This window comes from Aromatoleum evansii, assembly GCF_012910805.1.
GTDB classification, from domain to species: Bacteria; Pseudomonadota; Gammaproteobacteria; order Burkholderiales; family Rhodocyclaceae; genus Aromatoleum; species Aromatoleum evansii.
In genome coordinates, this window is the sequence record NZ_WTVK01000100.1 from 1 (window position 1) to 11,203 (window position 11,203).

7 protein-coding genes and 1 pseudogene are annotated in these 11,203 nt (G+C 71.8%); 3 read left to right on the plus strand and 5 right to left on the minus strand.

Annotated elements, in window-relative coordinates; genetic code table 11:
* The 3 genes from GO615_RS26380 to GO615_RS26390 form a co-directional block, all read left to right on the plus strand.
* On the plus strand, positions 1–2,146 hold a 2,146-nt coding region (locus GO615_RS26380; RefSeq protein ID WP_169132834.1), incomplete at its 5' end, for a hypothetical protein.
* On the plus strand, positions 2,143–6,363 hold the full coding sequence (locus GO615_RS26385; protein WP_169132835.1) for a hypothetical protein: 4,221 nt from the start codon (positions 2,143–2,145) through the stop codon (positions 6,361–6,363). The genes GO615_RS26380 and GO615_RS26385, both read left to right, overlap by 4 nt.
* A 346-nt stretch (positions 6,364–6,709) precedes the next feature.
* The gene (locus tag GO615_RS26390) at positions 6,710–6,913 is read left to right on the plus strand and encodes a cold-shock protein (protein WP_015433923.1); all 204 of its coding nucleotides are present in this window, start codon (positions 6,710–6,712) and stop codon (positions 6,911–6,913) included.
* A 72-nt stretch (positions 6,914–6,985) separates the two neighbouring features.
* Here the strand turns inward: GO615_RS26390 and GO615_RS26395 are convergent, their stop codons facing one another.
* From GO615_RS26395 to GO615_RS26415, 5 genes and pseudogenes are all read right to left on the minus strand, one after another.
* Entirely contained in the window at positions 6,986–7,600 is a 615-nt protein-coding gene (locus tag GO615_RS26395) for a type II secretion system protein (RefSeq protein WP_211167377.1), read from the minus strand.
* Positions 7,601–7,602: 2 nt separating this feature from the next.
* Positions 7,603–7,989: a type II secretion system protein gene (locus GO615_RS26400; protein ID WP_169132836.1), complete on the minus strand. Its 387-nt coding sequence runs from the start codon at positions 7,987–7,989 to the stop codon at positions 7,603–7,605.
* 8 nt (positions 7,990–7,997) lie between these two features.
* Positions 7,998–8,468: a type II secretion system protein gene (locus GO615_RS26405; RefSeq protein ID WP_169132837.1), complete on the minus strand. Its 471-nt coding sequence runs from the start codon at positions 8,466–8,468 to the stop codon at positions 7,998–8,000.
* Between the two features lie 9 nt (positions 8,469–8,477).
* Positions 8,478–10,799 carry a secretin GspD/PilQ domain-containing protein gene (locus tag GO615_RS26410; RefSeq protein WP_211167378.1) on the minus strand — a complete coding sequence of 774 codons (2,322 nt, stop codon included), beginning with the start codon at positions 10,797–10,799 and terminating at the stop codon, positions 8,478–8,480.
* 176 nt (positions 10,800–10,975) lie between these two features.
* Positions 10,976–11,203: pseudogene (locus GO615_RS26415) on the minus strand (secretion system X translation initiation factor); the annotation flags it as partial.

The following is an 11,203-nucleotide window of genomic DNA, read 5'->3' on the forward strand; positions in this document are numbered from 1 at the left end:
GCCGCTGCCGGCCGCGCCCGCCCCGGAAAGCGCCGGCAGCGATGCCGCCCTGCGCGCCGCCGGCGACTGGCAGGCGCTGCTCGCCTGGCCGGCAGAACGCACGGAGGCCGCGCTGCGCGAGCGCCTCACCAGCCTCGCCTGGCTCACCGAACATCAGCCCGAGCGGCAACGCGCCGCCCTCGCGCTCGCCGAGGACATCCTGCACGCGCATCCGGCCGTGCCGGGCCTGTCGGCGCTGGTCGCCCGCATCGCGCGCGACGCCGTGTGGACACCCATCGACAGCGTCAGGGCCAGCGCCGGCCTGCGTTCGCGCGAAATCGCCGGCTGGGATCCGGAATCGCCCGCCCTGCGCGTGCGTCGCGCCCTGCTCGCCCCGGCGGGGGCTGACGAACGCCTGCTCTCGGGTGCGAACCGCCTCGTCGTGTCCACCAACGACACCGCACCGACGCGCATCGAAGTCGCGCTCTCGGCCGAGGACGCGGGCGCGCTGCCACCGCAGGCGATGACCGCCTTGCTGCAGATCGACGAGGCCGCGCCGCTGCCCTTCGTGCTCGAACCCGGCCGCACCACGGCACGCCGCATCGCGATCCCCGCCGGCGCCCACACGCTGCGCGTGTGGATCGCGCAACCGCTTGCCGACCAGTTCCTGCGCCTGCGCCTGTTCGAGCCCGGCCGCCGCAGCTTCGCCGACCGTACCGAGCGCTTCTACCACGTCGCGACACGTGCAGAACCGCTGCGCGTCGCGATCGACGGCCCCGCGTGGCTGCGCATCGACGAATGGGTGGATGGCCGCAGCGAGAGCCGCTACCGGCACATCGCCGCCGGCTGGCAGGAGATCGTGCTCCCGCCCGCCGACGGCCGCACCGAATCGCTCTACCGCCTGCACCTGCGCAGCGTCGACCCGGACCGTCCGCGCAGCCAGCCGCGCACCTACGACGCGGAGCCGCAGCCGGTGCCGCCGCCCGCCGTGACGATCGCAGCCCGCCCGCTCGGCACCGGCATCGCCTTCGACGACCACTTTCCGCTCGGCGGCCAGGAGGACGGCACCTGGAGCCTGGGCGTCGCGCGCCGCGACCGCCTGTACGGCTTCGAGGACAGCGCCGGCACGAGCCGTCGCCTGCCGGCCGGGCCGCGGGCGCGCGTCCGGATCGGCCGCTATTTCGACTGGGTCTACGCCGCCCTCGGCAAGGATCCAGAAAGGGTCGCACGCAGCCGCAAGCTCAGTCGTCTCCTGCGCCAGTTCGGCCTGCGCGCGGACGGGACCCGGGAAGACGCCGAGGAGCACGAGCGCTTCACCGAGTTCGCCGCCACGCACCGCTACTTCGCCGAGAGCTGGAACACCCATTACCGCACCGACCTGCTCGTGCGCGAGCGTGAAGGCGGCGGACCGACGCTGGGCCTGCGCGGCGCGGCGACCACCGCGCCGGCCTGGACCAACTGGAACTTCCACGTCGAAGGCAGCGCCTTTGCCCAGAGCCCCGGCAACAACGACTACCTCGAATCCTCGTGGGGCCTGCGCGCGAGCGCGACGCACCTGTTCGCCTTCACCCCGCGAGTGACCATGCAGCCACGCATCTCGCTCTTCTGGCGCGGCCAGAGCCTCGGCGCCAACCGCTTCTTCGCCGCCGGCCGCATCGACCAGGACATCTACAGCCCCTACCGCGACCACCACCCGCGCGGGCTGGAAGTCGCCAAGACCGTCACCTGGCGCCCGTGGCTGGACACCGAGCTGTACGCGGGCGCAGGCGTCACGACCAACCCCGACATGAATCCGCTGAAGTCGCCCGACCACCTCGTTGGCCGCCTCGGCTGGCGCCAGCTGCTCGGCCCGTTGCGTTTCGACGCCAACTGGGACGGCCGCCAGTATTTCGAGGACAGCCACCGCGCCGACGACTCCACCGGCGGTTCGCTGAACCTCGAAGTCGGCTGGGAACACTGGCTGCCGCGGCGCGAACGCCTGGAGCTGGGCCTCACGCTGCGCCGCGACCTCGCGCGCGACCGCAACCTGTTCGGCCTCGAACTGACCTGGCACTTCGGCAACGGCCGCGGCTACCGCGACTTCCGCCCGGGCGAGATCGACTTCCGCGAGCTGCGCGAGCGCCGCGCGCCGCAGGACCACAACAACCGCATGCGAGACGAACCGTGATCGCCTGGCAACGCCTGATCGCTGCCCTGCCGCCGCACCAGCGCAAGCTCGAACGACGCGTGCTCGACGCACTCGCCGGCGAACACCTGCGCTGGCTCGCCGCCCGCCGCCGCCAGGGCAGCCTTGCACCCGAGGGCGAGGAGTCCCTGCCGCTGGCCGACTTCCTCGCCGAGACGATCGCCGCCGGCCAGGCCGGCATCGACGAGCTGCGCCAGCGCCACGCCCGCTTCCTGCACGACCTCGGGCTCGCCGCGGGCGACGAGGAGCGCCGCCGCCTGCTGCTCGCCCATGCCCGCGCGCTCGGCGCCGACCGCGCACAGCTCGCCGGCGACCGCGCCGCCCTCGCCCGCTGGTTCGGCGCCGACGCGCTCGCCGACCGCGTCGACACATGCATCGCCGCGCTCGAGCGGCGCATCACCGTCACGCTCGATCTCCTCGGTCGCCACGCCCGCGCCACCTTCGCCGCGGCCGACGACCAGAGCCGCCCCTGGCTGTGGCAGCGTCTCGACGTCGAAGCCACGGCGCGCGCGCTGTTCGCCTTCGAGGGCCACGCGCGCGTGCGTCTCGCCGCCTTTTGCTGCCTCGCCGACGCCCTCATGGGCCTGCCGCCGGCACAGCGCGAAGGCGCGGTGCAGCCCGGCAGCGTGCAGTTCATCTACCGCTGCGCCCAGGACGCGCGCCTCTACGTGTGGCAGCAGATCGAGGCCATCGAACTGCTGCGCGAGCTCGCCCCCGCCTCCTTCTTCGAAGTCGTGCGCCTGCGCCTCGCGCGCCCGCACGCGGGCGACGACATCTTCGTGCGTCGGCGCGCCGTGCAGCTCGCCGCAGGCGCGATCGCGACCCTGCCCGGGGCCGCCGCGCTGCTTCCCGCCGCGCTCGCCGACGCCAGCGCTTACGTGCGCCAGGGGCTCGCCCAGGCGCTGCACGCTGCGCCGCCGAAGATCGTCGAGCAATGCCTGCCACCCCTGCTGGCCGACGACGTGCCGCAGGTGCGCGCCCAGGCCCTGCTCGCGATCGCAGAGCACCCGGGCGAGGACCGCCTGCCGCTGCTCGCGTGGCTGCTCGAGCGGATCGAGCGCGAGTACGACGCCTTCGTGCTGCGTACCGCGCTGCACGTCACCGAGCGCCTGCTTGCCGCCGCGACCGGCAGCTGTCCGCGCGGCGCGCGCTTCGCCGGACTGGGCGGACGCGCCATGGAGCTCGCGCGCATCGAGGACGCGGTGCGCCGCCTGCACCAGCGCGCGCCGGACCTGCGCGTGCGCCGCTGGGCCGCGGAGACCCTCGCGCGCTTCATGCTGCTGCACGACATCGAGTTGCGCGAGCTCGTCGCCCGCCTCGGCACCGAGGCGCAGGCCTGCCCGCCCGGCCGCGCCCGCCGCCTGCCCGACGACTTCGACGCCGTGCCGGCCGAGCGCCTCGGCATCGCCGCGATGCTGCTCGCGCGCGACGGCTTCCCGCTCGACTTCGAGCGCCGCGGCGGCGGCTGGCGGCTCCACCGCGGCCACCGCTTCGCCTTCCGCCTGTGGCGCTGGCTGCATGAGCTGCGCCACCCCTCGCCGGACAAGCGCCAGGCCTTCCGCCACACCACCGGCCGGGTGTTCCGCGGCAGCCTGCGCGCGCCCTCGCGCATCCTCGCCGAACTCGCGCAGACCAAGGTGCCGGGCGAACCGCTGCACCACGCCAGCGAGGCCGGCTCGCGCCCGTGGCTGCCGCTGCCCGACGAGCTGCTGTCCGCGCTCGACCTGCCGCGCACCCAGCAGCCGCTGCGCCTCGTCACGCCCGAAGGCGTCACCGAGCTCGCCCCGCCCGCGTCGCTCCTGCGCCGCATCGCGATGCGCGCGCGCCTGGTGTGGCACTTCGCCGACTTTGCGCACGCGCGCAACTGGCACGAAGGCTCGCAGCAGGCACCCGACCATTACGCCCGCCGCCTGCGCGAGTTGGGCTTCGAGCTGCGCTTCACGCCGCACCGCGGCGACGCCGCCGACCCGGCCGTGACGCGCTTCTTCCCGGCCGGCTTCGCGCTGGGCGCGGGGGGCGGGGAGGAACTGTGGCAGCGCTTCCAGAACTACTTCTTCTCCGTCTACGGCAACTCGCTCGCGGAGCTCTCGCTCTTCCTCGGCGCTGCGCTCGCGGCCTTCACCGCGCGCCACCTGCTCGTGAACCACCGCCAGCGCCGTGCGCGGCGCGACATCCCGCTGGTGGTGGGCGGCTGGGGCACGCGCGGCAAGTCCGGCACCGAGCGCCTCAAGGCGGCGCTGTTCAACAGCCTGGGCTACGGCGTCGTGAGCAAGACCACCGGCTGCGAGGCCATGTTCCTGCACGCCCACCCGCACCAGCCGCTACGCGAGATGTTCCTGTTCCGCCCCTACGACAAGGCGACGATCTGGGAGCAGCACGCCGTCACGCGCATCGCCAGCGAGCTGCAGGCCGACGTGTTCCTGTGGGAATGCATGGCGCTCACCCCCTCCTTCGTCGAACTGCTGCAGCGGCGCTGGATGCGCGACGACCTCGCGACCATCACCAACACCTTCCCCGACCACGAGGACCTGCAGGGGCCGGCCGGCATCGACATCCCGCAGGTGATGACGCACTTCATCCCGCAGGGCTCGACGCTGGTGACCAGCGAGGAGCAGATGCGCCCCATCCTCGCCGAAGCCGCGCAGGCGCTCGGCACGCGCGTCGAGACCACCGGCTGGCTCGAATCCGGCCTGCTCGCGCCCGACGTGCTGGCGCGCTTCCCCTACCAGGAGCACCCCGACAACATCGCGCTGGTCGCGCGCATGGCCGAAGAGTTCGGCATCGCCCCCGACTACGCGCTGAAGGAGATGGCCGACCGCGTCGTGCCCGACCTCGGCGTGCTGAAGGTGTATCCGCCCGCGCCGGTCGCCGGGCGCACCCTGTCCTTCGCCAACGGCATGTCCGCCAACGAGCGCTTCGGCTGCCTGGGCAACTGGACGCGCCTGGGCTTCGACCGCATCGACGTCGACGGCGAGCCCGGCACGCTGGTCAGCACCGTCGTCAACAACCGCGCCGACCGCATCGCGCGCTCGCGCGTGTTCGCCAGCATCCTCGTCGAGGACATCGCCGCCGACCTGCACTTCCTCATCGGCTCCAACCTCGAAGGCCTGCACGGCTACATCCGCGAGGCCTGGGACGAGCACGCCGCCGCGCTCACGCTGTGGCCGGCCAGCGGTGCGACTCCGCTCGCGGTGCTCGAAGGCGAGGCGCGCCGCCTGCGCCAGCCCCACACCGCAGCGCGCCTGCATGCCCGGCTGGCGGCGATGCTGCGGCCGCAGGTGCCGGACGACGCGGCGACGCTCGCGGCGCTGTGGAAGCGCCCCGACGCGCTGGCCGAGGCACTCGCCGCCGCCGGCGTCGCACACGCCGACGAGATCCTCGCCCGCGCGCGCGCCGACCTCGCCGCGCACGACGAATACCACGCCTTCACGCAGCGCCTCGAAAGCGCGCCGGGCACACGCGACGCAGCGCTCGACGCGGACTTCCGCGCGCTGCTGTGGCGCTGGTTCGAACGCAAGCTCGTCACCGTCGCCGACTACCACGCCAGCGGCAACCGCATCGTCGAGATCATCGCCCGGCACACCCCGCCCGGCCTGCACAACCGGGTCATGGGCATCCAGAACATCAAGGGCACGGGCCTGGACTTCGTGTATCGCTGGCAGGCCTGGGGGCAATGCCACGACGCCTGCGCCGATCTGCGCGGGTCCGACGCCACGCGCTTCCGCCGCGGCCTGGCCGCGCTCGCCGCCTTCCAGGACTACGGCCTGCTGTGCGAGGACCACGTGCGCGCCACCCTCGCCGCCGCGCGCCACGCGCCGCACGGCCAGGCCGCCGTGGCCCAGGCGCAGATCGCGCAGATCGCCGCCAACCTCGAGCACACGATGGCCGAGGTGCGCGCCCAGCTCGGCGCCACGCGCGAACAGGGCCTGCTCGAACGCCTCGTGCTCGCCATCGAAGGCTTCGTCGATGCCGGCGACGCCGTGCGCCGGCGGCGCGTTGCCAACCGCATCTACAAGGATCTCGTCGCGCAGCGCATCAGCCACGCGCGCGCCGCCATCGAGCTGCAACGCCTGACGCAACAGCAGAAGGGCGGCTGGCTGTACGAACGGCTGCGCCAGCGCCTGCGTGCGGTGCAGGAGTCGCTGGCGCGCCCGGGCGAGGTCGCGCCAGCGGAGCTGCGCGGGATACGTGGCCGTTGAAATCGCGACGCCGTGGGAGTACCGGGGGGAGCGGCTGCGGCCGCAAATGGGCGGATCTCTCCGCAACTCCACGGCTTCGCGGCTGAAGCCGCTCCCACGGAAAAATCGACAAGCGCGCCCGCCGGACACCACCGCCGTGCACGATGACACGCATCTACGCGCACCGCGGGGCTCGGGGTAGTTGACCGCGCCGCGGTCTTTCGCCAGACTGCTTGGCGCGCATCAGTCATCGCGTGGCGTTTCGTACTCGAAGTCCTCTGGTACTCAGTTCGTCATCCCCCGATCGCGATTGTCGCAACTCTGGGCAAACGCCCCTTATTTAAACTTTGATTTGGGAAATTCAGAAATGGCAACTGGTACCGTCAAGTGGTTCAACGACGCCAAAGGCTACGGCTTCATCACCCCGGACAACGGCGGCGAGGACCTCTTCGCACACTTCTCCGCGATCCAGGGCAACGGTTTCCGCAGCCTGGCCGAAGGTCAGAAGGTGCAGTACGACGAGACCTCGGGTCCGAAGGGCAAGCAGGCCGGCAACATCCGCCCGCTCTGATCCGCCTCGGCAGGATCCGAAATGAAGAAGCCCGGCCTTGCCGGGCTTTTTGCTTTTGGGCCCGGCCCACGCTCAGCGCGTGAGCTGGAAGGGCGATACGGCGGGCGCCGGGCGCGGCGCGCGGGCGGCGTCGATGAGGCTCTGGCGCGGGTCGATGACAGGTGGAGCGGCCGCGGGCCCCGGTTTCGCATTCGCGCCGGCCTGTGCGGCCGTGGTGCTGAAGGCGCGTTCGGCGACGAATTGCCAGTCCGCGTAGGTTTCCATCCCTTCGAACTCCGACCACTCCGGCGGGAAGCGCCCGCGCTTCAACGGGGCGTCGCGCGACTGGCTATACACGCCGACGATGCCGCCGTCCACGCCGCGGATCAGGCCCCAGTCGGTGCTGCGCGTGATCGGGTCGGTGTACAGGCGGCGCAGGTGGTGGCGCGGCGTCGGACTGCGCTGGTCGGTGAGCAGGTCCTCCAGCCGCTGCGGGTACTGCTTCACGTCGGGCGAGGTCTCGTAGTAAAGGCGCAGCGCGCGTGCGTACTGCGAGCCGACCCATAGCAGCTCGCGTTCGCGGGCGCGCAGGCTGGCCGTCGACCACAGCTCCAGCGTGCCCACCAGCGCCAGCGTCATCAGCACCACCAGCATCAGCGCGCCGATGTAGGTGAAGCCGCGCTCGCGCCCGGGCAGGTCAGCCGGCACGGCTACCACTCCGCGTAGGGCGTCCCGTCGCGCGCGTTGCCCTCGGCGCCGCTGCGCACATCGCCCACCGCACCGCCGACACCGCCCGGCGGCGGCACGATCACCCAGCTGTCGCTGCGCTGCGTGATCGGGTCGGTCGGGACGCTGCGCAGGTAGCGCTTGTCCACGAGCGCCTGCAGCGAGTCGGGATAGGCGCCGGTGTCGCCGTAGTAGTGGTCGAGTGCGTCGCGCATCACCGTGAGGGTCTGGCGCAGCGCGGTGTCCTCGGACTTCTCCAGGCTGCCGAAGTAGCGCGGAGCCGCGATCGCCAGCAGGGTCGCGATGATGGACAGCACGACCAGCAGCTCGATCAGGGTGAAGCCGGCGCGGGTCTTGTGCGGGTTATCCATCGCGGGCCTCACCACTGGCGGTAGGGAACGCCGTTCATGCCCTCGCCGCTGGCGAGCGAGAACACGTCGAAGACGTCGGCGCCCGCGCGCGGGTTGTCGGGCGGGCTGTCGTAGGCGCGCAGGCCCCAGGTCTCCTCGGGCGCCAGCTCGGGCGCGGCGAAGGGGTCGCGCGGGACGCTGCGCAGGAAGTAGATGCGCTTGCCTTCGGCGTCGCGCACGTCGCGCACGCCCTCGGCCAGCACGCGCAGCGTCGGCGGGTAGCCGCTGGCATCGGCCATCTTCTCGATCTGGCCGGAATCGGCCGCGGCCTTGTAGGCGTCGATGGCGTCGCGGATGCGGTACAGCGCGCTCTTGAGTTCCTGTTCCTTGCCGCGGCGCACGACGGTTTCGGTGAGCGGCGCGGCGATGCTGGCGAGCAGCGCGACGATCGCCACCGTGATGACGACCTCGACGAGGGAGAAGCCGCGCGCGCGCCGCATCGTCCGTCCTCAGGGCTGCGCGCCGAGCGCGAGCGCGGCGGGCAGCGGCACCGACAGCGGGCGGTTGCCTTCGCCGAAGGCCGACACGCTGGTCACCTTCAGCTCGGCCGGGGCGGCGCTGCCCGGCAGGGCCACCACGCGCAGGCGCATCAGCGCGCCGTCGCCGCGTGCGCCCTGCGGCGCCGAGCGCGACAGCGCCACGAACATCCGCCCGGACTTGTCGTCGATGCGCGGCGCGAAGGAGGTGATGGCACCGTCGGCGTTCATGACGTCGCCCTCGGTCACGGCGACGACGCGCAGCGCGGCCGGGTCGTAGGCGAGTTGCACGGTCGCGGTGCTGAGCGGCTGCGTGACGTTCGCGCGCAGGATCACGTCGGTCTCCTCGCCCGGCTTGAGGGCGGCGGGCGCGGTCCATGACAGGATCGCGGCGGCGGGCGAGGCGGCCACGGCGGGCACGTCGCTGCCGGCCGCGGCGGGCGGCGCGAGCGCGGCCATCGCTGCGGGCGCGGGCGCGATCGCATCGCGCGTCATGGCGTTCGCGGCCGCCGGCGCAGCGCCCACGGTCGGGGCGGTCGTGGTCATGCGCAGCATGGGTTCGCTGCGCGCCTTCAGCACCGCTTCGGTGCCCGACGGGTACTCGATGTCGTAGGGGTTCATGTAGGGCATGTTGCGCACGATGCGCGGCGTGATCGAGAGTACCAGCTCGGACTTGCCGATGGTGTCCTTGTTGCTGCCGAACAGCCGCCCCAGGCCGGGGATGTCGCCCAGGCCCGGGATGCGGTTGCCCGAGACGTCGTGGTCGTTGCGCATCAGGCCGGCGAGGACCTGCGTTTCGCCGTCCTTCAGGCGCAGCGAGGTGGTGGCATTGCGCGTGTCGACCTGGACGGGGATGGTGCCGTTCTTGGTCGGCGTCTGCGCCGTGGCCTTGCTGACCTCCAACCCGATCTTGATCAGCACCTCGTCGTTGAGATGCACGGTGGGCTCGACTTCGAGCTTGAGGCCGACCTCGAGGTACTGGATGCTCTCGGTGATCACCGGTCCCTGTGTCGAGGGCGTGGAGGTCGCGCTCACCACCGGCACGCGCTGGCCGATGTGGATGCGCGCCTTCTCCTTGTTGCTGACGCGGATCACCGGGTTCGCCAGCGTGTTCACGTCGCTGTCGTTGGCGTTGATGCGCAGTTCGGGCGAGGGGCCGATGGTGATGCGGTCGCGGTCGATGCCGCGGTACTGGCTGAGCGTTCCCGGCGGACCGCCGAGATCCGGGCGCAGGATGCCGAAGGTGCTGGGCCATTGCAGGCCGAGGTCGAGGATGCGCTGGCGCGACACTTCCAGCACCTCGACTTCGAGCACGACCTCGGGCTCGGGCAGGCCCTGCGTCGTGAGCAGTTTCTCGGCGAGGCGGATGGCGTCGGGGGTGTCGCGCATCGTCAGCGTGTTGAGGCGCTCGTCGATGAACACGTCCTTGCTCTTGAGCAGGGTCTTGATCATGTTCATCGCGGTCTTCGCGTCGGTGTTGGCGAGGTGGAAGGTGCGGATCGTAAGGTCGAGGTAGTCGCGCTGCTTCTGCGGCGTGTCGGGGTAGATCATCACGGTGTTGTCGCTGATGATCTTCTGCTGCAGCTGGTTCTGCAGCAGCAGCAATTCGACCGCCTGCTCGACCGGCACCTGGCGCACGAACAGCGTCGCCTTGAGGTCGGGCTTCACGTCCTTGTCGAAGAGGAAGTTGATCCCCGCGTTGCGCGACAGCACCTCGAAGATCTGCTTCAGGTTGCCGTCGCGGAATTCCAGCGTGACCGGCGCGGACATCTTCGAGCGCAGCTGCGGATAGGGCGTGACGTAGCGCGCGCGAATGTCCTCGATCTCGCGCCTGAGCGCGAGCGCCTCGTCGTTGCGCGGGTCGAGCGCGAGCACCGGGCGCACCAGGCGGTCGGCGCCGTCGGGATCGCCGCGACGCAGTGCGGTCTGCGCTTGGCGCATCGTCTCGCCGGCGTTGCGCAGCTGGTCGAGCTGGCGCAGCGCCTCGCGCGCACGCTCGTTGGCGGGGTCGAGCGCGAGCACGCGCTCGAAGCCGCGCGCGGCGGCGTTGTGGTCGCGCATCAGGCGCGCGCGCTCGGCGGTGGCCAGCAGTGCGGCGATGACGCGCCCGCGCTGCGTCGTCTGCGCCATGTTGACTGCGGCATCGCGCGGCTGTTCACGCACGGCCTGGTCGAGCTTCGCCAGGCCTTCCTCGTAGCGCCCCTCGTCGATCAGCCGGATGCCGTCGCGCTGCAGGGTGTCGGTCGCGCAGCCGGCAAGCAGGGCCGCCAGCAGCAGGATCGCAACACAGGGCAATCGCACAAACCCGTGTAGGGCGGGAGGAGCGAAGCGGATCCCGCCAATCCGGGCGTCGGAGTCGCCCCGAACGCCGCGTGGTGGGATGCGCTGCGCTCCTCCCACCCTACGGGTCCGTGCCTTCACGAACAATTTCGCGACATGGGGTACGGCACGGCGGAGCATTTTCTCCAGCATCATGGCTTGCTTCCCACGGGCAGGGTCTGGGTGATGTCCAGAGGAAGGTAGACGAGTGTCATGGTGGTGTCGGTGATGCTTTTCACCTTGTAGCTGCCATCGACCACATCGCCTTCGGAGACGGTGTAGGGTCGGTCGCCGCGCACGAGGAAGACCCGCACGCTGTGGCCGTCGGCGAGCTTGCCGAGATATTCGTAGGGGATGGGGGGCGCGGTCGGCGCGGGAGG